The sequence below is a fragment of the Stackebrandtia albiflava genome (assembly GCF_007994225.1).
GTDB classification, from domain to species: Bacteria; Actinomycetota; Actinomycetes; order Mycobacteriales; family Micromonosporaceae; genus Stackebrandtia; species Stackebrandtia albiflava.
The window spans coordinates 990203-1013045 of record NZ_VLLL01000006.1 but is presented as its reverse complement, the minus strand read 5'-3'; the positions used below and the strand labels follow the sequence as shown (position 1 = coordinate 1013045).

Genomic DNA, 22843 nt, shown 5'->3' with positions numbered 1-22843 from the left:
CGGATTACTTGTCGTCGGCCTTGTCGCCGGACTCCTCGGCGGTGTCCGACTCGTCGGCCTCGGCCTCGGCCTCGGCCTTGGCGTCGTCCGCCGCCGCCTCGGTGGTGGTGGCGGGAACGGTCTCGTCGTCACCGCCGGCCAGCGCCTCGACCGCCTCGGCCTTGGCGGCCTTGCGGGTGGCCTTCTTCCGCTTGGGAGCGGGGGCCTCGGCCAGCTCCTCGACCAGTTCGATGACCGCCATGGGGGCGTTGTCGCCCTTACGGGGGCCGATCTTGACGATGCGGGTGTAGCCGCCCTCACGGTTGGTGTACCGCTGCGCGATCTCGTCGAACAGGTCATGGGTGACGTCGCGGTCGGTCATGCGCGCGATGGCGCGACGACGCGAAGCCAGGTCGCCCCGCTTGGCGAAGGTCACCAGCCGCTCGGCGTAGGGACGCAGCCGACGGGCCTTCGCCTCGGTCGTGGTGATCTTGCCGTGGCGAAACAGCGAGGTGGCGAGGTTCGCCAGCATCAGCCGCTGGTGCGCCGGCGAGCCGCCCAGGCGGGCACCCTTGGTGGGCTGTGGCATTGTTCTATAACTCCTTTATGTACGTTGCTATCCGCGTCCCGGCGACGGACGGCCTGTCACCGCGCCGCCGAGACGGGGACGGTAGCGACACAGCCCTTAGAGCCGCTCGGTCTCGCGAAGGTCTTCGCCGTCGTCGTAGTCGTCGTACTCACCGTCGTCGTAGGTGGCGGCCGCCTCGGCCGGGTCGAAGGTGCCCGGCGAGTCCTTCAGCGCCAGCCCGAGACCGGCCAGCTTCATCTTCACCTCGTCGATCGACTTCTGCCCGAAGTTGCGGATGTCGAGCAGGTCGGCCTCCGTGCGGTTGATGAGCTCGCCGACGGTGTCGACGCCCTCCCGCTTGAGGCAGTTGTACGACCGGACGGTCAGCTCCAGCTCCTCGATCGGCAACGCCAGATCGGCGGCGAGCTGGGCGTCGGCGGGCGACGGGCCCACGTCGATACCCTCGGCGGCGGAGTCGAGTTCCCGGTACAGGCCGAACAGCTCCACCAGCGTGGAACCGGCCGACGCCAGCGCGGTGCGCGGGCCGATCGACGGCTTGGTCTCCACGTCGATGATCAGCTTGTCGAAGTCGGTGCGCTGCTCGACACGGGTGGCCTCCACCCGGTAGCTGACCTTCACGACCGGCGAGTAGATCGAGTCCACCGGGATCCGGCCGATGCTCTGGTTCGGCTGCTTGTTCTGCGCCGCCGACACGTAGCCGCGGCCACGCTCGACGGTGAACTCCATGTCGAGCCGGCCCTTGGCGTTCAGCGTGGCGAGCTTCAGCTCCGGGTTGTGGACGGTCACGCCCGACGGCGGCTGGATGTCACCGGCGGTGACGTCGCCCGGGCCCTGCTTACGCAGGTACATGGTGACCGGCTCGTCGTGGTCGGAGCTGACGCACAACTGCTTGACGTTGAGCACCAGTTCGACCACGTCCTCCTTGGCACCGGGGATCGTGGTGAACTCGTGCAGCACGCCGTCGATCTTGATCGAGGTGACCGCCGCGCCGGGAATCGACGACAGCAGGGTCCGCCGCAGCGAGTTGCCGAGGGTGTACCCGAAACCGGGCTCCAGCGGTTCGATGGAGAACCGTGAACGGGTCTCGGACAACGCCTCTTCGCTGAGAGTGGGTCGCTGAGTGATGAGCACTGTGAGTTTCCTTTTCGTCGGACGCCCGCCATATGACGTCACAAACCATGGAGTACGCGCGGCCCCACGGTAGCGCGGGGCCGCGCGATCGACGCGCTACTTCGAGTAGAGCTCGACGATCAACTGCTCCTGCACCTGGGTGTCGATCACCTGACGTGCCGGAAGCGAGTGGACCAGGATCTTCATCTTCGAGGGGATCGGCTCCAGCCAGGCGGGGACGTTCTTGTCCCCGGCCTCGGCGCGGGCCACCACGAAGGGGGTCATCTCGGTGGACTTCGGCCGGACCTCGACGATGTCCTTGGCCGTCACCCGGAACGAGGGGATGTTGACCTTGCGACCGTTCACCATGAAGTGGCCGTGGGTCACCAGCTGCCGGGCCATGTCACGGGACTTGGCGAAGCCGGCGCGGTACACGACGTTGTCCAACCGCGATTCGAGGATGCGCAGCAGCTCCTCACCGGTCTTGCCGGCGCGCTTGTTGGCTTCCTCGTAGTAGTTGCGGAACTGCTTCTCCAGCACACCGTAGGTGCGCTTGGCCTTCTGCTTCTCCCGCATCTGAAGCAGGTACTCGGTCTCCTTGGGGCGACCGCGGCCGTGCTGGCCGGGCGGGAAGGGACGCGATTCGAGCGGGCACTTCGCGCTCTCGCACTTGCTGCCCTTGAGGAACAGCTTCATCTTCTCGCGGCGGCAGCGACGGCAGTCGGGTCCGGCGTAACGAGCCATGGTTCATCTACTCCTTTACCTCAGACCCGCCGCCGCTTGGGCGGACGGCAACCGTTGTGCGGCTGCGGCGTGACGTCGTTGATCGAACCGACCTCCAGGCCCGCGGCCTGAAGCGAACGGATCGCGGTCTCGCGGCCCGAGCCGGGGCCCTTGACGAACACGTCGACCTTGCGCATGCCGTGCTCCATGGCACGGCGGGCGGCGGCCTCGGCGGCCATCTGCGCGGCGAACGGGGTCGACTTGCGCGAGCCCTTGAAGCCGACCTGCCCGGAGGACGACCAGGAGATCACCGCGCCGGTGGGGTCGGTGATCGAGACGATGGTGTTGTTGAACGTGCTCTTGATGTGGGCGTGGCCCACCGCGACGTTCTTCTTTTCCTTACGGCGGAGCTTCTTGACGCCGCCGCGTGGCTTAGGTCCAGCCATTGAGTGATGCGCTCCTATTGCTTAAGTCTGCGGCCGGTTACTTCTTACCGGGCTTCTTCTTACCGGCGACCGTGCGCTTGGGACCCTTGCGCGTACGCGCGTTGGTCCGGGTGCGCTGTCCGTGCACCGGCAGACCGCGGCGGTGCCGGATGCCCTGGTAACAACCGATCTCCACCTTGCGGCGGATGTCAGCGGCGACCTCGCGGCGCAGGTCACCTTCCACCTGGTAGTTAGCCTCGATCCAGTCGCGGAGCTGGACCAGCTCACCGTCGGTGAGTTCGTGCACGCGCTTGTTCGGGTCGACCCCGGTCTGCGCACAGGTCTCCACGGCGCGGGTGCGGCCCACACCGAAGATGTACGTGAGTGCGATCTCCAGGCGCTTGTCGCGCGGCAGATCGACCCCTACCAAACGTGCCATATCTGGGCTGTGTCTCCTTGATAAGGCGGAGGTCTGCACCGTTCGCGCCTCTCCACCTGCCCGGGTGGAGCCCCGGCCTCCGCGCCGGGGGTGTCCTGGACGGCACTCAGTGTGACGAGTGCGGCCCATGGCGAACAGTGATGTCATTTCACGTGGCGTACTGACCGAAGATCGGCGGCGTTAGTGGCTCAGCCCTGACGCTGCTTGTGACGCGGGTCCTCGCAGATGACCATGACGCGGCCGTTGCGACGGATGGTGCGGCACTTGTTGCAGATCTTCTTGACGCTCGGCTTAACCTTCACAAGCCCTACTTGGTGTCGTCAGTCATCGGTAGCGGTAGACGATCCTGCCGCGGGACAAGTCGTACGGCGACAGCTCCACCACCACCCTGTCCTCGGGGAGGATTCGGATGTAGTGCTGCCGCATCTTGCCGCTGATATGCGCCAAGACCTTGTGGCCGTTGGTCAGCTCCACCCGGAACATGGCGTTCGGGAGGGGCTCGATCACCCGGCCCTCGATCTCTATCGCGCCGTCTTTTTTCGGCATGTTCTCCGCTACTGTGACTTTCTCGGATCCGATACTGAGTGGTGCTGTCGTCTCAGCCGCGTCCGTCTCCCAGGGGAAGCGCACCCAGGCATGACGGACAAGACGCGCAGCGCCATCTAGAGAGCTTACTAGCCGCGACGCGGTAAAGCCAGCCACCCCCGCCGCGCCCCGCTATCGGGCGTGTCACATCCCCCGTTCTAAGGCCGCCCGCGCCGCGGCCGGTTTACACCGTACACCCCGTGGTATACGGTGTAGACCATGGCTGACCGCTCCACCGCCGCACGCATCGCCGACGCGGCACTGGCGATCCTGCACGAGGAGGGCGCCGACGCCGTGACCATGCGTCGCGTCGCCGCCGCCACCGGCATCACGCCCATGGCGATCTACAAGCACTACCCGAACCGGCGGGCACTACTGCGCACGGCCGCCGATACCGCCTTCGCCGACATCGGCGCCGCGTGGGACAGGCCACGCCCCGACGACTTCACCGAGCGCTGCGACAGCCTCATGAACGATTTCCTGGACTTCGCGCTCGGCAAGCCGAACCTCTACGCGTTCCTGCTCGCCGAGCGCCGTGATGAGGCGCGGCGCTTCCCCGAGGACTTCGCGGACGGCGCCTCGCCCACGTTCGCCCCGGTCGTCGCGCTCATGAACGACGGCATGCGCGAGGGAATCCTGCGTCGAGATGATCCCCTCGAAACCGCGTTGGTCATCACCTCCCACACCCAGGGGCTCGTGCAGCTCTACCTGGCGGGCCGCATCGGCCTGTCCGAGACCGACTTCCGCGCGCTGTGCCGCCGGACCGTGCAAAGGATCTTCGATGGCCTCAAAGCCTGACCGTACGAAGTGGATGACGGCGGCGGCGGTCGTGCTGTCGGCCGTGCTGTTCTACTTCGGCACCGGTTTCACCCCGGTATGGGTACTGACCTGGATCGCACCGTTGCCGGTGCTGTTCGCCGCCGCGCGGGTCCGCCCGGTCGCCGCCTGGGCGGCCGGAGCCGTGGCGTACCTGCTCGGCTCGCTGAACAGCGTGACGTACTACCTCGGCTCCCACGACGTACCGCTGCCGATCGCATTGGTGATCCTGACCGGCAGTGCCGCCCTGTTCGGCGCGGCGACTCTGGTGTTCCGCGTCCTGACCGGGCGGGGACTTCCGCTGCTCGCCGCACTGGTGCTGCCGGCGGTGTGGACCGCCGGGATCTTCCTGTTCTCGCTCGGCTCACCCGTGGGCGTCATCGGGCCGATCGTCAGCGCTCAGGCCGACGCACACGTCGTCCTCCAGATCGCCGCCGTCACCGGCGGCTGGGGTGTGGCGTATGCGGTGCTGCTGTTGCCGGCGGGCATCGCGGCACTGACCGCGCCCGGTGCCGCACGGCGGGCACGGATCCGCACCGGCGTGATCAGCGCGACGGTGGTGGCCGTGGCGCTGGGCTTCGGGGTCGTCCGGCTCTCCGGCGCCGAGGACGGCGACTCCCGCACCGTCGCGCTCCTGGTCCGCGACCACGCGCCCTGGGGCAGTGACATGGCGACGCCCGAAGGCCGGGACATGCTCACGGCGTACCTGGAGCAGATCGCCTCGCTGCCACCCGACGTCGACCTGGTCGTGTTGCCCGAAGGCGCGTTCAAGGCCGACGACGACAGCCTGGCCGACCTCGTCGAACCACTCTCGACGCTGGCGCGGGAACGCGGCACCGACATCGTCGTCGGGCTGATCCTGTTCACCGGGGGCGGGAAGTACAACACGTCGTACGCCGTACCCGCCGACGGCAGCGACCCGGCGATGTACGTGAAGTGGCACAACAACAACGGAGCCGGCGGCGTCACCGACGGCACCGAACTGGCGACACTGCCCGGAGACCCGCGCGTCGCGCTGGCCAACTGCATGGACATGAACTTCCCGGACCCCGCCGCCGCCTACGCCCTCGAAGGGGCACGGCTCCTGGCGATCCCGGCCGCCGACGAGGACGTCAACGGCCGGCAGCACGCCGTCACGGGTTCCCTTCGGGGTGTGGAGAACGGCATGAGTACGGCCTGGTCGGCGCAACGCGGCAGTCTGCTGATCACCGACGCGTACGGCCGCATCCTCGCCGAGGACCGCACCGACGGGACACGCGACTTCGTGAGCGTGGTCGCCGAGGTCGCACCCGGTCCGAGCGCGACACCGTACAGCCGGCTCGGCGACTGGTTCGCCTGGTCCACGGTCGCCGCCGTGGCGGCGGCGGTGGGGTTCCTCGCGCTGACCCGGTCGATTCGCGGCCGTCGCGGCGGTACCGGCGGCCCCACGACCGCCCCGGCCACCCCGCAGCGGGTCGCGTCGCCGACGTAGACCCGGCAGCCCGCCGGCCGCCACACGGCAGGCGCACCGTGTGGCGGCCGGCGGGGGTCACCCGGGATGTTCTCCGCCACCGGTGGCGTCAGACCGGCCAGAAGTCCCCGGTCGCCGGGTAGGTCATGGCGTTGACGAGCAGCAGGACGGCACCCGCGGCCGATGCCCGTTCGCGCGCCGGCGATCACGGCCTCGTAGCCGACCACCACCTGCCGCTCCATCTGGGCGAGCAGGCCGGACAGGTCCTCGAACAACCGGTAGGCGATCGAGTCGGTGCCGGCCTGTATCCGCGTGGACCGTGCCGGAGGCAGGCGGCTCGGGGCGGGCGAGGCCGGCGGGTTCAGCCGGCCGGGTCGGTCGTCTTCTGCCGGTTGGCGTGGAAACGCGCCTTCTTCTCCCGGTTGCCGCACGTGTTCATGTCGCACCACCTGCGGGTGCGGCTCCGGCTGGTGTCGAAGAAGGCAGCCCGGCAGGTCGGTGACGCGCACAGGGCCAGCCTGCCGTCCCGTTCGCCCGAGATGACGTCGATGGCGTCGGCGGCGATCACGCCGAGGGCGTCCGCCACACCGGAGGTCGATCCGAGCCGCCACAGTCGCTTCCCCTCGGGCGTCAGAACGGCCACCGCCCGCCCCCGGGCACTGCGGTCGTTGACGACCTGGAGGGCGGAGACGGGCATGGCGTCCCCGGTCGCCGCCGCCGTCGCGGCGGCGTGGATCGACTCCCTCAGTTCCCGCGCGACCGCGAGCTGGGCGGGGGAGCAGGAGTCCACGGCGAGGCCGTACACCGCGAGCCAGTCGACGAGCCTCCCCGGGGTGGGGATGCGCTCCACGGCGTCGCCGCAACGCTCCGTCAGTGTCGCCGTGAAGCTGGTCGCCAGCACGTTGCCGAGGCGGAATTCGGGGAACTCAGCAGCACGCATGGAACCACCATAGCCGGTTGCGCGCCGCCGAGGTACGTGTTAGAACTGTCTATGCCGGTTCGCGAACCGGCATAGACAGTTCCGTCTCATCAGGAGGTCTCGATGTCCAGCACCGACGAGGTTCGAGAGTTCGAAGCCCACGCGACCGACGCCGAACTGGACGACCTGCGGGCGCGACTGGCCTCGGCCCGGCTCCCGGAACGCGAGACCGTCCCCCACACCGCGCGCGGCGCGCGTCGATGGGACCAGGGCGTTCCGCTCGCCGACCTCGCCGGACTCGTCGACTACTGGCGCACCGACTACGACTGGAGGGCGTTCGAAGCGCGCCTCGACCGGATCGGCCAGTTCCGCACGACCGTCGACGGTCTCGGGATCCACTTCCTGCACCGCCGGTCCGCGCGTGCCGACGCCACTCCCCTGGTCATGACGCACGGCTGGCCGGGCAGCGTCGCCGAGTTCGTCGACGTGGTGGACGCACTGGCGGCCCCGGCGGACGAGACCGCACCGGCGTTCCACGTCGTGGTGCCGTCGCTGCCCGGCTTCGGTTACAGCGACAGGCCCGCCGTCCCCGGATGGGGGACCGAGCGAATCGCCGCCGCGTGGGTGGAACTGATGGGGAGGCTCGGCTACCACGAGTTCGCGGCCCACGGCGGCGACTGGGGAGGCAACATCACCACGGTCCTCGCCGGCAGATTCCCGGCGCACGTCCTCGGCATCCACACGACGTTCGCGGAGGGACCACCCGGGTTGACCACGGACGGGTTGACGGCGGTCGAACGCGAGTGGACCGAGGAGACCCGCGACTTCTACGCCGGTCCTCGCGGGGCGTACGCGAAGCAGCAGGCCACCCGGCCGCAGACCATCGGTTACTCGCTCGTCGACTCACCCGTCGGACTCCTCGCCTGGATCCTCGACAAGTTCGCCGAGTGGTCGGACACCGAGGACAGCCCGTTCGAGACCATCTCCCGAGACCGTGTACTCGACAACGTCACCCTGTACTGGCTGACACGGACCGGGGCGTCGGCGGCCCGCATCTACCACGAGAGCCACGACTCGCTCGCCCCCGAGCTGAGGGTCGACGTCCCGTCCGCGATCACCATGTATCCCCGCGACATCGAGAAGACCCCGCGCCCGTGGGCACGGGAACGGTACCGGCGGATCGTCCGATGGCGGACGCCCGAGACCGGCGGGCACTTCCCGGCCCTGGAGGTCCCCGGGTACTTCGTGGCGGATCTGCGGGCGGGCCTCGCGGCGGTACTGGCCGCCCAACCGTGAACGACCGGGTCGCACCCGGAACGGCGCGCGTGGGGAGTGTGCTCCGGTGTGGACGCGCCTCAGTCGACCAGCCAGCCCCGCCGGGCCGCCTGCACCCCCGCCTGGAACCGGGTCGCGGCGCCGAGCTGCTCCGACAGGCGCGCGATCCGGCGCCGGACGGTGTGGACGTGCACACCCAACTGACGCGCGATCGCCTCGTCCTTGACCCCGCCCGCCAACAGTGACAACAGCTCACGGTCGGCGGGTGCCGGTGCGTCGGGCGCCGCCCCCAACGGGACGGCGGTCCGCCAGATCAGCTCGAAGAGCGGCACCAGCACGTTGCCGAGGACACCGTCCCGGATCAACAGCGCCCGCTCCCGTGCGTCGGCGTCGGGTGTGGGCGGCAACAGGGCCGTGCGGCCGTCCGCGATGAGCAGCTTGGTCGGGATCTCCACCGCGATGCGCGCCGACATGCCTCCGACGGTGAGTGCCGCGATGGCCGCGCCCCGGCCGGGGAAGTCCAGGGCACTGCGGTCGAACACCCGCCGGATCTTCACACCCCGGGCCTGCGCGGCCCGCAGCCCCGGAGAACCGGCCACGGCCGGCGGGTGCGCCTGGGCGTAGGGCGGCGCGTCCAGCATGAGCAGTTCCCGCTGGCAGGAGTCGACCAACGCCCGGGCACGTTGCCCGATGGCGGTCCTGCCGGTGATCACCTCCACCGCCTGTACCGGGATGTCCCCGTCCGTGGAGGTGAGCAGTTCGGCCGCGAGCCTCGGCACCTCACTCTCGGCGCGGCGCAGCCGTGCCGCCTCGTCGTAGACGACGGCCAACCGGCGCTGCAGCATGCCGTGCAGCGCGGCGGCGGGTGCGACCGCCACGAGCTCGCCGTCCGCATCGCCGCTCAGGAAACCCTTGTCCAGCAGGGATCTCCGCACGTCCGGGCCGGTCTCCGTCCCGGCCAGTTCCGAGGCGGTGAAGGCGCGCCCCAAGGCGAGCGCCCGCTGGTACAGCCGGGTCTCCGCAGGTGACAGGTCGAGCCAGTCGAGGCGATCGCAACCCTCGGTCATCCGCAGAGTCTCACCCGTCCGGCATGTGGTCACAAGTGGGGATGTGGACAAGTGACCATATCGACATATTGCCCTGCGACGTTCTCGCGATCTTGAATGAGACGACCACCGTCCCGCCGGCACCGGGACGCGACCCCCGATCAAGGAGAACACGTGCGTCCCACGCGTGCCCGACTACTCGCCGTCACGGCGGCGGTATGCGCCGTGACCCTCGGCCTGCCGGCGATGCCCGCCGCGGCCGAGGAGACCGACAATCCCGATGTCACGCTCGATCCCGCGAGCGAGACCCCCGTCCAGGTCACCGGATTCGCCGACGAGACGACGGAGGACGATCCGGCCGCCGCCGCCGTGGCGCACCTGGCGGACCACACGCAGACCTACGTGATCGCCGACCCGGCGGGCGATCTGACCGAACTCGGCGTCACCGGTGACGACGGCCAGACCACCGTCCGCTTCGGACAGACCTTCGAGGGCGTGCCGGTGTTCGGCGCGCAGTACCTCGTGCACATGACCGATGGCGACGACGGCCGCGTCGTCACCGGTGCCACCGGTAAGTTCTTCACCGAACTGGACGTCGACACCACCGCCGACGCCACCGAGTCCACCGCCACCGAACGCGCCGAGGGCTACATCCTCGCCGGGATCGCCGACGGCTGGGTGTCCACCGAGGACGCGCCCGAGGTGGCCTCGGAGTCCCACGGGCTGACGGTGCTGCCCGACGGTTCCGGGCGCCTGGTCTGGCACGTCACCGTCCGCACCTTCGACCCGCAGACGGGAACGCCGGTGCAGCGTGAGGTCTTCCTCGACGCCGACGCGGCCTTCCCGGTCCTGGACTACAGCAGCGTCCGGTTCGCCGACGTCACCGGCACCGGCGTCACCGCCGACGGCCGCACCGTCGACGTCCGGCTCACCGAGACCACCGACGGCTACGAACTCCGTGACTCGTCACGCGCGTTGTCCGACGGCGACATCACCACCTGGGACGGCCGCGGCTACGACGTGTCCTCCGTACTCGGGCTGTGGCCCTCCGGCCTCACCCCCTACTCCTCCCCCGACACCCACGTGGACGGCGACCTCAGCGAGGCCGGTGCCGTGGACGCGCACGTCAACGCCGGACACGTCTACGACTACTACGCCTCACTCGGGCGCGACGGACTCGACGGCCAAGGCTCGGCGATCGACTCGATCACCGGCGTCACCCAGATGGGACAGCCGTTCGTCAACGCGTTCTGGGACGGCCGGAAGATGGTCTACGGCAGCGGAGACGCCGAGTACCACTCGATGGCCGCCGAGACCGACGTCGTCGGGCACGAGATGACCCACGGCGTCATCGAACACAGCGCGAACCTGGTGTACGCGCACCAGTCGGGCGCGATGAACGAGGCACTGGCCGACTACTTCGGCAACGCCATCGACGTCGAGGTCAACGGCACCGACATGTCCGACCCGGACGCGGGCCTGATCGGTGAGGACCTGTGCCGCACCCTCTCGCCGCGGGACTGCGCGCTGCGCGACCTCAACGACGGCGCCACCACCGCCGACTACAACCCCGTCACCTACGACTACGACGGCGGCGGCGTCCACTTCAACTCGACGATCTTCGGCGGCGCCCTGTGGGACATCCGCGAGGCGCTCGGCGGTGAGGACGCCGACCGGCTGGTGTACAAGGCGCTGACCGAGTACATGACACCGCTCGACGACTTCGTCGACGGCCGGAACGCCGTCATCGCCGCGGCCGTGGCGTTGAAGCTGTCGCTGTGGGACGTCCTCCTGATCGGGAAGGCGTTCGTCGACCACGGGATCTGGCGCGGCTGGGAGGCCCGCCTGGGCATGGACGGCAAGGAACTGCTCGGGCCGGTCACCACGACCCGCACCGAGCCCAACGCCAAGGACGGCGTGTGGACCACCTCGAACTCCGACGCCAGCGGCGCGGACCTGTACCAGGTGTTCACCGGGAAGACCACGGGACGCTCGGAACCGATCCAGCTTTCCACGGAGGACACCGTGGAGCGGGTCTTCAACGTATACCCGGTGACCGACGGTGAATGGGTCGCCTGGGCGGCCTGGGGAGACCACTACATCTCCATCATGCGGGCCAAGGCCGACGGCTCCGGTGAGCCGGAGGAGGTCGCCAGGACCGCGGGCAACTTCAGCAACCTGACGATCTCCGGCGACCATCTCGCCTGGCAGATGACCGACTACCGGTTCGGATCCAAGGTGGTGTACATGGAGGTCGGTGGACAACCGACCCCCGTCGACAACACCTACTACCAGAACAGTTGGACACCGTACATCCACGAGGGCACACTCCTGTACCTCAACATCGACATCCGCACCGAGTACGACCAGATCGAACCGGTCCTGCTCGACCTGGAGACCGGTGAGAAGACGGTGCTGCCGTTGCCGGACTACGACCCGGAGTACGGCGTCCGCTGGATGCCGCCGGTCATGACCGACGACCACATCGTGGCGTTCGCCGACCTGGCGCCCGGCGCCACCGGCACGCTGCTGCGCTACTCGCGCGACGGCGGCGCGCCGACCGTCCTGATCGACGAGAACGCCGAGGGCGCACCGATTCCCGGTGGCGTCGACGCCACCGACCAGGCGATCACGTTCAGCCACTGGCCCGGTACGACCGTCCCGAAGATCATGCAGATCCCGATCGACGGCGGCACCGTGGAACAGGTCTCGTGCTCGGCCGGTATGCAACCGATGTTCGACGCCGACAGCGGCACCCGCGTCGTCTACTTCGACGGCGCGGCCGGTCACACCGCCCTGGTGACCCGGAACAAGCCCAACCCCCGCTGCTGACACCCGCGACACCCCGAAGGCCCGCCGTTCGACCGAACGGCGGGCCTTCCCGTCCGCACTCGCGTCCCGGAGGCGAATCCGGGTGCGACCGCCGTTCCGTCACGGTTACGATCATCAGTCCACGGAGGCGATTCCGGCACCGCGTCTCCGCGCCCGCCCCTTTTCACCGTCCCGAGGTGCCGCCCCATGCCCAGATCCACAGTGCTCGCCTGCCTCGCCGCGATCCTGTTCACCGCCACCGCGTGCGGTGCCACCGGGACGATGGGCGGCTTCGACTTCGAGTCGGAGGCGGCGATGGCCGAGGCGTCCCGCCATCTGGCCACACAGGACGGTGTATTCGTCGGTGGCGAGGTGCCCTCGCTCAACAACGAATCCCTGTCGGCGACGGTGACCGCCATCGTCCTCGCCGACGGCACCGGCGTCACCGAATTCCACACCGACGACCACACGGGACGGATCCTGGCACTGCCCGACGGTTCCGTACACGTCGAGGCGCCGAAGGGGTTCTGGGAGGACCGGCGATTCCCGGCCGACGTCGCCGGACGCCTCGCCGAGCACTGGGTGAAGGTCGCGGAGGACGACTGGGTCCGGCTCGGCCCCACGTTCCGGCCCGACAACCTCGCCCTGGAACTGTTCCACCGGTTGGACGACTTCGGCGCACTCGACGGTGACCTGCCGGACGCGGAGACCGTCGACGGCGAGTCGGTCGTGGACCTCTCCACCACCACCGGCCGGTTGTTGCTCACCGCCGAGACACCGCATCGACTCGTCGCCGTGGAGGAGACCCTGTTGACCCTCAACGACCCGGTCAACGGCGGCAGCACGACGGGCACCTTCACGATGCGGATCGCCACACCCGACGAGGTGGCCGCCACCGGCGACACGCTCCGGGAGGTCTTCGAGGCCATGGACGCACCGTTGGCCCTCACCGGCACCACGGTGACGATCTCCCGCGAACAGGCCGACTGCTGGATGGACGGCCCCTGTGAACTGTCCGCCGACGTCCAGGTCGGCGTCACCGGCGACCTGGAGTTCACCGGCGACATCGAGGTCGTCTACTCCGCCTACGTCGAACTCGAAGACAGCGAGACGAAGCACTGCGGAGAAACCGAATCGATCTCCGGACCCGACACGGTCGGCCTCGGATGCGACCTCCGATTCTCACGAGAGGCCATGGAATCCAGCTCCGGAAGCTACTTCTGGGACGCCGTCGCCCACACCGTCGCCGTCTACGCGTTCGACGCCGAGGCCGCCTGGGCGTCGGTGGAGTCCGTCGTGACGAAGACCGGCTGACCGCCCCGCAACGCCACACGCCTAGGACCCCCCATGCCCCGCAGGATCGCCGCGCTCGCGGCACTCACCACGGCGCTCACCGGCTGCACCGGGACCGCCGTCTTCTTCGACCCCACCGCCGAGATCAAGGCCGCCGCCGCCGAGGCGTTGGCGGACCTCGCCGCACTGCCCGCCCTGCGCGTCCAGGGCACCGTGCCGTCCATCGGCGGCGACGGCCTTCAGGAGGCCGTCATCGACGCGACCGTCGTCAACGGCGGCTCCGCCTGGACCGAGTTGACCACCGGACGCGGCGAGGCCCACCTCCTGTCGGTCCCGGACTCACTACACGTGGCCGCCGACGCGGGATTCTGGGAGGACGAGTACTTCCAGCCCGGCATGACCGGTGAACTCGACGGCCGATGGGTGCGGCTCGACCCGGTCGAGTGGATCGACCCCGGGCCGCTGTTCGACCCGTCCCACCTCGCCGCGACCATCGGCGAGGCGTTCGAGATCGACGACACGCTGGAGATGGTGACGCCGGCGACCGTGGACGAGGACGGCGTCCCCGCGTTCCCGATCCCGTACGGGGACGGCCACCTGTACGTCAGTGCGGAGGCGCCGCACCGGTTCCTCGGCGTGGACACACTCGTGTCCCTGTCGGCTCCCGACAACACGATCCGCAGAACCGTCGACGTCGTCGTGAAACCGGCCGCCCGCGACCACGTGGCCGGAATCGCCGAGGCGGCGAACGCGGCGGTCCCCGAGATGGCCGAACCGTTCAGCCTCGCGGGCGAAGCCGTCGTCGAATGGGCCGGCAGCGAACTGGACTGTGTCCCCGGCATCGTCTGCGAGATGTCCGGGTCGGTCGAGGTCGAGGTCACCGACGACTCCTTCACCGAGCGGCTGCTCCTGGTCCAGACGGCGACGGTCAAGGCTGACGGACTGGGTGAGGAGACCTGCGTCGGCACCGCGACCGCCGAACTCGTCGACACGGTCGAGCTCAGTTGCGAGACCCGGTTCTCCGGCGCCGAGGGGAGGTTCGAGGGCGAGCACGTCGTCGAGTGGGTCGGTGTCTACACGTTCGACACCGAGGCGGCGGCGGAGGTGCTCTCCACGCAGTTCGCCGCCGCGACGGCGTGACGGCGGACCGCACGACCGTAGCTCCACCATGGACGGACTCGACCACTTCGAGGACGACGCCACCACACCACAGCCCCACCGTTCTCGGAAGGAGAACCATGTCCCGTAAGACCACCGTCGCGCTATCGGCGCTGGTACTGCTCACCGCCACCGCCTGCGGGCCGTCGGCCACGTTCGGCGGTTTCGAGACCGAGGCAGAGGCCGTGATCGCCGAGGCGATGCGCGACCTCGCCACCCGGCCGGCCCTGCACGTCACGGGTGACATTCCCATCATGGGTGGACGATCCCTGTCGATGGGCACCTTCACGGCGACCACGTTGGCTAACGGCACGAGTTGGGCGGAGTTCACCAACGGCGGTGCCTCCGGCGGCATGATGTCACTGCCGGACGGCTCCACGCACGTCAAGGCCGAATCGGCGTTCTGGGAGGCGGAGGCATATTCGGCCGAGGCCGCCGAACGGTTCGTGCCCGAGTGGGTGACCGTGAACCCGACCGAGTGGCCTCACTTCGGGGCGCTGTTCGATCCCGACACGATCGGACTACAGGTGTTCGACGAGATGGCCGAGGCGGTGGAGAGTGACCTGCCCGAACCCACCGAGGCCGACGGCATCGAGGTACTGACCTGGGACGTCTCCGGTGGCACGGTCACGATCACCGCGCAGTCACCCCACCGGCTGGTGGCGGTCGAGGAGGTCATGCTGTCCATCTCCACGATGGACTCGGGTGCGTCGTTCACCGGCACGGTCTCCATCGCCCCCGCCCCTGACGACGAGGTCGACGCGATGCGTGAAGGCGTCGCCACCGCCCTCGAAGGCATGACCATGCCCTACACCTCGACCGACACCGAGATGACGATGTCCGACGAATGGGTCGAGTGCGGCGGGTTGATCGACTGCGCGCTCGGCGCGAGTTCGCGCGTGGAGTTCGACACCGGCCACTTCCCCGAGGGTGTCGAGGTGGTGTTCACCGGGATGGTCGAGATGGACGGCCTGGGAACCGAGACCTGCACCGAGTCGAAGGCGTTGAACGAACCTGACGACCTCGACTTCAGGTGTGCGGTCCACTTCGACGACGCCGAGGCGGGCCGGGAGTACCAGTACGGTTGGGGCTTCTTCGCCAACTCCTTCGGCCGGTACGCCTTCGACGCCGAGGCGATGTGGGAGTCGATCGCACCGGGCTTCGACTAGACCGACCAGTCACCGCCCACGCCGCTTGCCCCATGACCCGCTTGGTCCCCGCCCGGTGGCGGAATCGTGTCCGCTTTGTCCGTGAGATCGCTGTACGTCCTGATCTGCGGTGGACCAAGCGCACAACGGCCGGGACCAAGCGGGAGGGAGGTGGGGCGGGCGGCGTCAGACGCGGACTCGGCGGGCGGTCAGCACGTGCGCGGGCGGCAGGTTCCGCATGACCGGACGGCTGATCGTTATCTCCGCGAAGCGTTCCGCCAACAGTGCCCGGAACCGCTTCGCGGCGGGCATCGAGTACGCACCGACGTAGTTGAACGTCGTGAACACGCCGCCGTCGGGACACACCGCCGCGGCGACCGCGTCCAGTACGGCGGTCTGGAGGCCCACCGGGAACGCGGCGAACGGCAGACCGCTGACCACGGCGTCCACCTTGCCGACCCCCCGTTCCGTCAACAACCGGACCAGGTCGGCCGCGCTGTCGTTGACGACCTCCACCTGCGGGAACCGCAGTGCGAGGCGTTCGGCGAACTCGCCGTTCAGTTCGACGGCGACGTGCCGCCCGTTACCCGCCAGCCGTTGCTGTATGCCGGCGGTGAGCGCCCCCGTGCCCGGCCCGAGCTCCGCGACCGTGGGCTTCTCGTATCCGGTGAGCACCTCCGACATCGCGGCGGCCAGATAACTCGACGACGGCAGGACCGCCCCGGTCTTGCCGGGTGACCGCAGCCACGACCAGAGGAAGACGCCCGCGTCGGCCCAGTAGCCGGAACGAGGCGGACGAGTGTCGGTAGACGTGTTCATCCCGGAGAAGACTACGGCACGAACGCCCGTCCCGGTAACCCCGATCTCGACGGACCCACCTGACGAACGGGCTACCGGCCGGTAGTGCTATCGCACCCGGTGGGGACCACCGAGGCGACGCCCCCGCCTCAGTCCCCGGTGTCGGCCGTCGCCAGCCGGGCGGCGACGTTCTCCCTCGCCATCCGGTTCCACGCGAGGTACCCGCGCACCACCAGGAACGCGAACACCACGTACACCAGCGCGGAGAACCACAGGCCGGCCATCATCTGGAACGGCACGCCCACCGCGTCGACGGCCAGCCACACCAGCCAGAACTCGACCAGGCCGCGCGCCTGGGCGGCGAAGGCGACGATCGTCCCCACGAAGATCCAGGCGTCGGGGATCGGACCCCACGAGTCGCCCCGCCACGCCAGGTAGAGGGCGTACACGGCGGTGCCGACGACCATGACGGCGGCCATGATCGCCCACTCGGTGCGGGTGGCCCGTCGCACCGGCAGCCCGAAGACGTCACGCCGGTGACGCCACCAGGCCCACCAGCCGTACGCCGAGATCAACAGGATCACGATCTGCCTGTCCCGCAGCCCGCCCATGTCGGCGTCGGCGTACACCATGAACAACAGCACGGTGGCGAGGATCTGCACCGGCCACACCCATAGGGTGCGCCGCGCCGCGAGCAGGACCACGGTGACAGCCGCCACCTGCCCGACCAGCTCCGCCCACGAGGCGTGCTGACCGAGGAGCGTCAACCCGTGCGTCTGTAGGTACTCCATGCCGGGTCGTCCCTACCGTCCGGCGGTTTCCCGGTCGAGGCGACGTTGGTCGGCCTCCTGGAGCGCGGGCCGGATGAGTGCCCGCTCCATCAGGGTGACCGCGCCCATGACCGCGCCGAGCGGGCCGGCCACCCACAGCGGCCAGAAGTCCTGGGTGCCGTTGCCGGTGATGAACGCGATGAGCCAGATCGTGGTGCAGATCGCGACCGGCACCATCCAGCCGAACCACATCCACTTGATCCACACCGGCGTGCCGCGGCGCGGCACCGGGACACTGCGCACCGCCCCGGTACGCAACTCCCCGTGGTCGCTGACGGCCAGGACGCCGCGTCCGGTGCCCATCAGGTCGCCCGTGATCGGGGTCAGGTCGCCGACGGTCTTGGCCTCGTACACCTGCTGCAGCCGCTCGTCGTACTCGGCCAGGGTGAGTCTGCCCTCGTCGACGGCGGACTTCAGGAGCCGCGACACCAGCTCGCGGTCGGAATCGCCGATGCGGAGCTTGTCTTTCTCGTTCACTTCCGGGCGCCTTCGGGGAGGTGGTAGGGAGTCGACCAACGATATCCGGTCTCCACACCGGGCCGGGCGGCCCGGTGACGACGGGACGTCAGTCGTTCATCAGGGTGGTCCAGGTCGCTATCGCCATGCCGAGCGCGACGAAACCCAACGGCCAGACCGGCCAGAAGTACGACAGACCGCCACCGGCGATACCGGTGATCAGCCAGATGCCGCACAACACCATCGTCAGGGTGCCGAAGCCGACCCACATGCTCCGCACCTCGGCCCACTTACCGCCTCGGTGCCGTCTCGCCGTGGCGGCCGGGCCGCCTGGCGGGCGCCGCTGGAGGGCCGACCGGCTCACCGGCGCGGTGCCCGGCAGATCGCCGAGCAGCCCGTCCAGGTCCCGGTACGTCTTGGCCGCGTACGCCCGTGCCACCCGTTCGTCGAACTCGGCCAGCTCCAGTCGGCCCGCCTCGAACGCGACACGCAGTTGGTCGGCGACCTCACGACGCTCGGCGTCACCCACGCGCTTCTCGTCGTCCATGCCACCGTCCGTCCCGGTCGTCGTTCCGCAGGTCCCATTGTGCCATCAGTGTGACGTCAGGTCGATACCCGAACGGTCGTTCCCGTCAGTCTTTCATCAAAGTGGACCATGTGGTGCACAGTGCGATGAGACCCCAGATCCCGAGCACCCAGACCGGCCAGTAGTACGGCATCTCCCCGGAGGTCATCCAGCCGATCGCCCATATGCCGGTGAAGAAGATCGCGGCGCCGCCGAACGGGGTCCAGGTGTTCTTGAGATCGCGGCGGCGACGCCTGCGGCGCGCCACCTCGGCGGGAAGACCCTCGTCGGGGTCGACCGGCTGCAACGCCGACTTGCTGACCGGCGCCACGCCCGGGATGTCGGCCAGCAGCGCGTCCAACTCCCCGTAGGTCTTCGAGAGGTAGGCGGCCTGCACGCGTTCGTCGTACTCGGCCAGGTCGAGCCGTCCCTCGTCGAGGGCCTGCTTCAGACGGTCGGCAGTCCGTTTCCGGTCCGTGTCGCCGGCTCGGGCACCGGGCGGGAGGGGTTCATCAGACATGATTCCATAATGCCATCAACATGACGTCAGTCGCGGGCCAGTGAGGAGGCCAGTTCGCCGAGCCGCGCCACTCCGCCGTCCTCTGCCGTCAACACCCACAGTCCGTCGTCGCACAACGCCACCGAGTGCTCCACATGCGCGGCCAGCGAACCGTCCACCGTGGTGATCGTCCAGCCGTCCTCCGCCTCGGCGGTGTCCGGGTCGCCCAGCGTGATCATGGGTTCGATGGCCAGCGCGATGCCCGGGCGCATCTTCGTCCCCTTGCCCGGCCGCCCGTAGTTCAACAGGTGCGGGTCCTGGTGCATCTCGGTGCCGATGCCGTGTCCGCCGAATCCGGCGACGATCCCGTACCCGCGCGAGTGCGACATGACGTCACTCTGGATCGCGAAAGAGATGTCGGTGAGCCGCCGTGCGGTGGCCATCGCCTCGATGCCCGCCCACAACGCCGACTCGCACGCGGCCGTCAACTCCGCCGCCTCCGGGGCCACCTCGCCGACCGGGAGGGTGATGGCGGCGTCGCCGTGCCAGCCGTCCACGATCGCGCCGACGTCGATGGAGATCAGGTCGCCCTCCCGCAACACCTGGTCCTTCGACGGGATGGCGTGGACGACCTGGTCGTTCACCGACGAGCAGATCGACGCGGGGTACGGCCCGAGCCCGATGTCGTAACCGAGGAACGACGGGATGCCGCCGCCGTCACGGATGACCTGTTCGGCGACCTCGTCGAGTTCCGCGGTCGACACGCCCGGCGCGACGGTACGCCGCATCGCCTCGTGCACCTTCGCGACGAGGAGTCCCGCGACCCGCATCTTCCGGAACTGGTCCGGTGTCTTGTACTGGATGACCTCTTTACGACGGAACACGCCGCAACTCCCTCGACTACTCGATGACGGCTCGGCCGGCCGCACTGTGCCCTCGGTCGGCCCCGTACCGGCGCGTCACGCGTGACCCACCGACGCGACCGGTCCCACCTCGCCGACGGCGGGACACGACGACGCGGGCCGCCCGTGACCGAGCGGCCCGCGTATGCCGTACGTCAGTTCTCGAAAGACGCCAACGCCGCCAGGGCCCGCTCGGTGACGTCCTCCACCGGGCCGGTGGCGTCGATCCCGACGAGCTTGCCCTGTCCGCTGTAGAAACCGATCAGCGGCGCGGTCTTCTCGTTGTACTCCCGCAACCGGGTCACGATGGTGTCGCGCTTGTCGTCGTCACGCTGGTACAGCTCACCGCCGCACCTGTCGCAGACGCCGGGCTTACTGGTCGGGTCGAACTCCTCGTGCCACACCTTGCCGCAGTTGCGGCAGGTCCAGCGCCCGGCCAACCGCCGGATCACCTCGTCGTCCTCGACGACCAACTCCAGCACCACGTCGAGTGCGAAGCCCAAGTCCACCAACAACTTGTCCAGCGCGTGGGCCTGCGGCACCGTACGGGGGAACCCGTCGAGCAGGAAGCCCTCCGCGGCGTCCGGCTCGGCGAGCCGGTCCTTGACCATGTTGATGGTGACCTCGTCGGGAACCAGTTCACCGGCGTCCATGTACCGCTTGGCCTCGCGGCCCAACGGCGTCCCACCGGTCACGTTGGCCCGGAAGATGTCTCCCGTGGAGATCTTCGGGACCGACAGTTCCGAGGCGATGAACTCCGCCTGGGTGCCTTTGCCGGCACCGGGCGGACCGACCAGAACCAACCTCATACGCGTACCCCTTACCGAAGGAAGCCTTCGTAATTCCGCTGCATCAGTTGACTCTCGATCTGCTTGACGCTCTCCAGACCGACGCCGACCATGATCAGCACCGCGGTACCACCGAACGGGAACTGGGCGAACACCTCGGAACCACCGAAGGCGAGGATCGCCAGGTTCGGCAGGATCGCGATGACCGCCAGGTACAGGGCACCCGGCAGCGTGAGTCGCTCAAGTATCCAGGAGAGGTACTGCGAAGTCGGCTTGCCGGGCCGGACACCGGGGATGAACCCGCCGGCCTTCTTCATGTTCTCGGCGACTTCGTTGGGGTTGAAGTTGATCGAGATGTAGAAGTAGGTGAAGCCGATGATCAGGAAGAAGTACACGACGGTGTATACCCAGTTCCCGGGGTTCACCAGGTAGGTGTTCAGCCAGACCACCCAACCCGGCGGATCGGTCTCGTTCGCGTAGAACTGCGTGATCAGCGTGGGGATGTACAGCAGCGACGAACCGAAGATGACGGGGATGACACCGGCCTGGTTGACCTTCAGCGGGATGTACGTGGAGGTGCCCCCGTACATGCGGCGGCCGACCATCCGCTTGGCGTACTGCACCGGGATGCGACGCTGCGACTGCTCGATGAAGACGACCAGGGCGATGATGGCGATGCCGACCGCGATGATCGCGCCGAACAGCAGCCAGTTGTTGGTGTCCTCCTTGATGCCCCAGATCTGGCCGGGCAACTGGGCCGCGATCGAGGCGAAGATCAGGACGGACATGCCGTTACCGACACCACGGTCGGTGATGAGCTCACCGAACCACATGATCATGGCGGTACCGGCGGTCATGACGGTGACCAGCACGGTCAGGGTGACCCACATGGGCAGGCCGTTGTCGAGGGTGCTGGTGTCGGGGATGATCGCCTGGGTTCCGGTGGTAGGGCAGGCCGGGCCGAACAGCGTGCCGGAGCGGGCGAGGGCGATGTAACCGGAGGCCTGGAGCACCGCGAGACCCAGCGTCAGATACCGGGTGTACTGGGTGATCTTGGCCTGGCCGGGAGGGCCTTCCTTCTTCAACTGCTCCAAGCGCGGGATCACCACGGTGAGCAACTGCAGGATGATGCTGGCGGTGATGTAGGGCATGATGCCCAGGGCGAACACCGACAACTGAAGCAAAGCGCCACCTGAGAACAGGTTCAGCAGCGAGAACACGCCGCTGTCGGCGGTGTTGGCGTCGAGACACGCCTGGACGTTGGCGTAGGAGACACCTGGGCTGGGCAGCTGGGCACCAAGACGATACAGCGCGAGGATGAACAGAGTAAACAGGATCTTCTTGCGCAGATCGGGCGTCCGAAACGCGCTGAAGAATGCGGTGAGCAACTCAGGTCCTCCAGCAACTGCCGCCACGGGGTCGGTGGCGTTGGGCGTCGTTAAGTGTCGGCACACACACGTGCGCCTGCTGGACTCTAACAGTCCGGCAACGGATAGGGCATCACCCGGGGCGGCGAACACATAACAATGCCACCCCTCGGGCCGAACAACACGGTGGGCCGGTCGTCACGCTGGACAACCGGCCCACTACGCATCGTAGATGCTACTTCCCTGCGATCGCGGTGCTGCCACCGGCAGCGGCGATCTTGTCCTTGGCGGACGTCGAGAAGGCGTGAGCGGTGATCTGGAGCTTGACGCCACCCAGGTCACCGGAGCCCAGCACCTTCACCGGCTCGCCCTTGCGGACAGCGCCGGCCTTGGCCAGCTCGGCCGGGCCGACCTCGCCGCCGTCGGGGAACAGTTCGGCCAGCTTGTCCAGGTTGACGACCTGGTACACGACCTTGAACTTGTTCCGGAAGCCCTTGAGCTTGGGAAGCCGCATGTGCAGCGGCATCTGTCCACCCTCGAAGGCGGGCGACACGTTCTTGCGCGCCTTGGTGCCCTTGGTACCGCGACCGGCGGTCTTACCCTTGGAACCCTCACCGCGACCGACCCGGGTCTTGGCGGTGTTCGAGCCCGGAGCGGGGCGCAGGTGGTGAATCTTGATCGTCATCGACTACTCGACCTCCTCGACCGCGACCAGGTGCGTCACGGTGTGGATCATGCCGCGGATCTCGGGACGGTCCTCCTTGACGACGACGTCGTTGATCCGCTTCAGGCCCAGCGAACGCAGGGTCTGACGCTGGTTCGGCTTGCAGCCGATCTGGGACCGGAGCTGGGTGACCTTGAGACGTGCCACG

26 protein-coding genes are annotated in these 22843 nt (G+C 68.6%); 7 read left to right on the top strand and 19 right to left on the bottom strand.

The features are described from left to right. Positions 1-4 precede the first annotated feature (4 nt). From rplQ to infA, 7 genes are all read right to left on the bottom strand, one after another. The gene (rplQ, locus tag LX16_RS15550; RefSeq protein WP_147139492.1) at positions 5-568 is read right to left on the bottom strand and encodes a 50S ribosomal protein L17; all 564 of its coding nucleotides are present in this window, start codon (positions 566-568) and stop codon (positions 5-7) included. Between the two features lie 96 nt (positions 569-664). Continuing rightward, positions 665-1699: a DNA-directed RNA polymerase subunit alpha gene (locus tag LX16_RS15545; RefSeq protein ID WP_147139491.1), complete on the bottom strand. Its 1035-nt coding sequence runs from the start codon at positions 1697-1699 to the stop codon at positions 665-667. 96 nt (positions 1700-1795) lie between these two features. Then, positions 1796-2422, bottom strand: a complete 627-nt coding sequence (gene rpsD / locus LX16_RS15540; protein ID WP_147139489.1) for a 30S ribosomal protein S4 — start codon at positions 2420-2422, stop codon at positions 1796-1798. Between the two features lie 20 nt (positions 2423-2442). Continuing rightward, positions 2443-2847 (bottom strand): 30S ribosomal protein S11, encoded by a 405-nt coding sequence (rpsK, locus tag LX16_RS15535; RefSeq protein ID WP_147139487.1) that lies wholly within the window; start codon positions 2845-2847, stop codon positions 2443-2445. Between the two features lie 37 nt (positions 2848-2884). Then, positions 2885-3265: a 30S ribosomal protein S13 gene (rpsM, locus tag LX16_RS15530; protein ID WP_147139485.1), complete on the bottom strand. Its 381-nt coding sequence runs from the start codon at positions 3263-3265 to the stop codon at positions 2885-2887. Between the two features lie 188 nt (positions 3266-3453). Then, positions 3454-3567 carry a 50S ribosomal protein L36 gene (gene rpmJ / locus LX16_RS15525; protein WP_142042058.1) on the bottom strand — a complete coding sequence of 38 codons (114 nt, stop codon included), beginning with the start codon at positions 3565-3567 and terminating at the stop codon, positions 3454-3456. Between the two features lie 22 nt (positions 3568-3589). Then, positions 3590-3811, bottom strand: coding sequence for a translation initiation factor IF-1 (infA, locus tag LX16_RS15520; protein WP_013016493.1), 222 nt, complete (start codon positions 3809-3811; stop codon positions 3590-3592). A gap of 258 nt (positions 3812-4069) precedes the next feature. Here infA and LX16_RS15515 point away from each other — a divergent pair, with 258 nt between their 5' ends. Continuing rightward, positions 4070-4648 carry a TetR/AcrR family transcriptional regulator gene (locus LX16_RS15515; protein WP_147139482.1) on the top strand — a complete coding sequence of 193 codons (579 nt, stop codon included), beginning with the start codon at positions 4070-4072 and terminating at the stop codon, positions 4646-4648. Continuing rightward, positions 4632-6137 (top strand): nitrilase-related carbon-nitrogen hydrolase, encoded by a 1506-nt coding sequence (locus LX16_RS15510; protein WP_147139480.1) that lies wholly within the window; start codon positions 4632-4634, stop codon positions 6135-6137. The genes LX16_RS15515 and LX16_RS15510 overlap by 17 nt, the downstream gene beginning before the upstream one ends. Positions 6138-6477: 340 nt before the next feature. On the opposite strand, the gene LX16_RS15505 is transcribed toward LX16_RS15510, so the two are convergent. Then, positions 6478-7056: a CGNR zinc finger domain-containing protein gene (locus LX16_RS15505; RefSeq protein ID WP_147139479.1), complete on the bottom strand. Its 579-nt coding sequence runs from the start codon at positions 7054-7056 to the stop codon at positions 6478-6480. Positions 7057-7158: 102 nt separating this feature from the next. On the opposite strand from LX16_RS15505, the gene LX16_RS15500 reads away from it, so the two are divergent. Further along, on the top strand, positions 7159-8331 hold the full coding sequence (locus tag LX16_RS15500; protein WP_147139477.1) for an epoxide hydrolase family protein: 1173 nt from the start codon (positions 7159-7161) through the stop codon (positions 8329-8331). 59 nt (positions 8332-8390) lie between these two features. On the opposite strand, the gene LX16_RS15495 is transcribed toward LX16_RS15500, so the two are convergent. Beyond that, positions 8391-9377, bottom strand: coding sequence for a LuxR family transcriptional regulator (locus LX16_RS15495; RefSeq protein ID WP_147139475.1), 987 nt, complete (start codon positions 9375-9377; stop codon positions 8391-8393). Between the two features lie 153 nt (positions 9378-9530). On the opposite strand from LX16_RS15495, the gene LX16_RS15490 reads away from it, so the two are divergent. The 4 genes from LX16_RS15490 (at position 9531) to LX16_RS15475 (ending at position 15787) form a co-directional block, all read left to right on the top strand. Continuing rightward, positions 9531-12188, top strand: a complete 2658-nt coding sequence (locus LX16_RS15490; RefSeq protein ID WP_158645617.1) for a M4 family metallopeptidase — start codon at positions 9531-9533, stop codon at positions 12186-12188. 186 nt (positions 12189-12374) lie between these two features. Then, positions 12375-13481, top strand: a complete 1107-nt coding sequence (locus LX16_RS15485; protein ID WP_147139472.1) for a hypothetical protein — start codon at positions 12375-12377, stop codon at positions 13479-13481. Between the two features lie 33 nt (positions 13482-13514). Continuing rightward, positions 13515-14600 carry a hypothetical protein gene (locus LX16_RS15480; protein ID WP_147139470.1) on the top strand — a complete coding sequence of 362 codons (1086 nt, stop codon included), beginning with the start codon at positions 13515-13517 and terminating at the stop codon, positions 14598-14600. 98 nt (positions 14601-14698) lie between these two features. Next, positions 14699-15787 (top strand): hypothetical protein, encoded by a 1089-nt coding sequence (locus LX16_RS15475; RefSeq protein WP_147139468.1) that lies wholly within the window; start codon positions 14699-14701, stop codon positions 15785-15787. A 165-nt stretch (positions 15788-15952) separates the two neighbouring features. On the opposite strand, the gene LX16_RS15470 is transcribed toward LX16_RS15475, so the two are convergent. From LX16_RS15470 to rpmD, 10 genes are all read right to left on the bottom strand, one after another. Continuing rightward, the gene (locus LX16_RS15470) at positions 15953-16585 is read right to left on the bottom strand and encodes a class I SAM-dependent methyltransferase (protein ID WP_147139466.1); all 633 of its coding nucleotides are present in this window, start codon (positions 16583-16585) and stop codon (positions 15953-15955) included. 128 nt (positions 16586-16713) lie between these two features. Then, a complete protein-coding gene (locus tag LX16_RS15465; protein WP_147139464.1) occupies positions 16714-17355 on the bottom strand; it encodes a nicotinamide mononucleotide transporter family protein in 642 nt (213 codons plus the stop codon). Positions 17356-17367: 12 nt separating this feature from the next. Continuing rightward, positions 17368-17871: a DUF1707 SHOCT-like domain-containing protein gene (locus tag LX16_RS15460; protein ID WP_158645616.1), complete on the bottom strand. Its 504-nt coding sequence runs from the start codon at positions 17869-17871 to the stop codon at positions 17368-17370. A gap of 88 nt (positions 17872-17959) precedes the next feature. After that, positions 17960-18397, bottom strand: a complete 438-nt coding sequence (locus LX16_RS15455; RefSeq protein ID WP_147139460.1) for a DUF1707 SHOCT-like domain-containing protein — start codon at positions 18395-18397, stop codon at positions 17960-17962. An 85-nt stretch (positions 18398-18482) separates the two neighbouring features. Beyond that, entirely contained in the window at positions 18483-18935 is a 453-nt protein-coding gene (locus LX16_RS15450; protein WP_147139458.1) for a DUF1707 SHOCT-like domain-containing protein, read from the bottom strand. Between the two features lie 26 nt (positions 18936-18961). Next, positions 18962-19798, bottom strand: coding sequence for a type I methionyl aminopeptidase (gene map / locus LX16_RS15445; protein WP_147139456.1), 837 nt, complete (start codon positions 19796-19798; stop codon positions 18962-18964). Between the two features lie 173 nt (positions 19799-19971). Then, positions 19972-20625 carry an adenylate kinase gene (locus tag LX16_RS15440; RefSeq protein ID WP_147139454.1) on the bottom strand — a complete coding sequence of 218 codons (654 nt, stop codon included), beginning with the start codon at positions 20623-20625 and terminating at the stop codon, positions 19972-19974. A gap of 11 nt (positions 20626-20636) precedes the next feature. Then, positions 20637-21992, bottom strand: coding sequence for a preprotein translocase subunit SecY (gene secY / locus LX16_RS15435; RefSeq protein ID WP_147139452.1), 1356 nt, complete (start codon positions 21990-21992; stop codon positions 20637-20639). A gap of 214 nt (positions 21993-22206) precedes the next feature. Next, complete coding sequence (gene rplO, locus LX16_RS15430; protein WP_147139451.1) at positions 22207-22656, bottom strand: 50S ribosomal protein L15; 450 nt, start codon at positions 22654-22656, stop codon at positions 22207-22209. Positions 22657-22659: 3 nt separating this feature from the next. Further along, positions 22660-22842, bottom strand: coding sequence for a 50S ribosomal protein L30 (gene rpmD / locus LX16_RS15425; RefSeq protein WP_147139449.1), 183 nt, complete (start codon positions 22840-22842; stop codon positions 22660-22662). Position 22843: the final 1 nt, after the last annotated feature.

Bases quoted from the DNA above. Each gene is read 5' to 3' on its own strand.
- LX16_RS15455 (WP_147139460.1), bottom strand. From the start codon at position 18,397: ATGGACGACGAGAAGCGCGTGGGTGACGCCGAGCGTCGTGAGGTCGCC.
- LX16_RS15505 (WP_147139479.1), bottom strand. From the start codon at position 7,056: ATGCGTGCTGCTGAGTTCCCCGAATTCCGCCTCGGCAACGTGCTGGCG.
- LX16_RS15465 (WP_147139464.1), bottom strand. From the start codon at position 17,355: ATGGAGTACCTACAGACGCACGGGTTGACGCTCCTCGGTCAGCACGCC.
- LX16_RS15470 (WP_147139466.1), bottom strand. From the start codon at position 16,585: ATGAACACGTCTACCGACACTCGTCCGCCTCGTTCCGGCTACTGGGCC.
- LX16_RS15500 (WP_147139477.1), top strand. From the start codon at position 7,159: ATGTCCAGCACCGACGAGGTTCGAGAGTTCGAAGCCCACGCGACCGAC.
- LX16_RS15480 (WP_147139470.1), top strand. From the start codon at position 13,515: ATGCCCCGCAGGATCGCCGCGCTCGCGGCACTCACCACGGCGCTCACC.
- LX16_RS15450 (WP_147139458.1), bottom strand. From the start codon at position 18,935: ATGTCTGATGAACCCCTCCCGCCCGGTGCCCGAGCCGGCGACACGGAC.
- rplQ (WP_147139492.1), bottom strand. From the start codon at position 568: ATGCCACAGCCCACCAAGGGTGCCCGCCTGGGCGGCTCGCCGGCGCAC.
- rplO (WP_147139451.1), bottom strand. From the start codon at position 22,656: ATGACGATCAAGATTCACCACCTGCGCCCCGCTCCGGGCTCGAACACC.
- LX16_RS15495 (WP_147139475.1), bottom strand. From the start codon at position 9,377: ATGACCGAGGGTTGCGATCGCCTCGACTGGCTCGACCTGTCACCTGCG.
- rpsK (WP_147139487.1), bottom strand. From the start codon at position 2,847: ATGGCTGGACCTAAGCCACGCGGCGGCGTCAAGAAGCTCCGCCGTAAG.
- LX16_RS15485 (WP_147139472.1), top strand. From the start codon at position 12,375: ATGCCCAGATCCACAGTGCTCGCCTGCCTCGCCGCGATCCTGTTCACC.
- rpsM (WP_147139485.1), bottom strand. From the start codon at position 3,265: ATGGCACGTTTGGTAGGGGTCGATCTGCCGCGCGACAAGCGCCTGGAG.
- rpsD (WP_147139489.1), bottom strand. From the start codon at position 2,422: ATGGCTCGTTACGCCGGACCCGACTGCCGTCGCTGCCGCCGCGAGAAG.
- LX16_RS15510 (WP_147139480.1), top strand. From the start codon at position 4,632: ATGGCCTCAAAGCCTGACCGTACGAAGTGGATGACGGCGGCGGCGGTC.
- infA (WP_013016493.1), bottom strand. From the start codon at position 3,811: ATGCCGAAAAAAGACGGCGCGATAGAGATCGAGGGCCGGGTGATCGAG.
- LX16_RS15515 (WP_147139482.1), top strand. From the start codon at position 4,070: ATGGCTGACCGCTCCACCGCCGCACGCATCGCCGACGCGGCACTGGCG.
- LX16_RS15440 (WP_147139454.1), bottom strand. From the start codon at position 20,625: ATGAGGTTGGTTCTGGTCGGTCCGCCCGGTGCCGGCAAAGGCACCCAG.
- LX16_RS15475 (WP_147139468.1), top strand. From the start codon at position 14,699: ATGTCCCGTAAGACCACCGTCGCGCTATCGGCGCTGGTACTGCTCACC.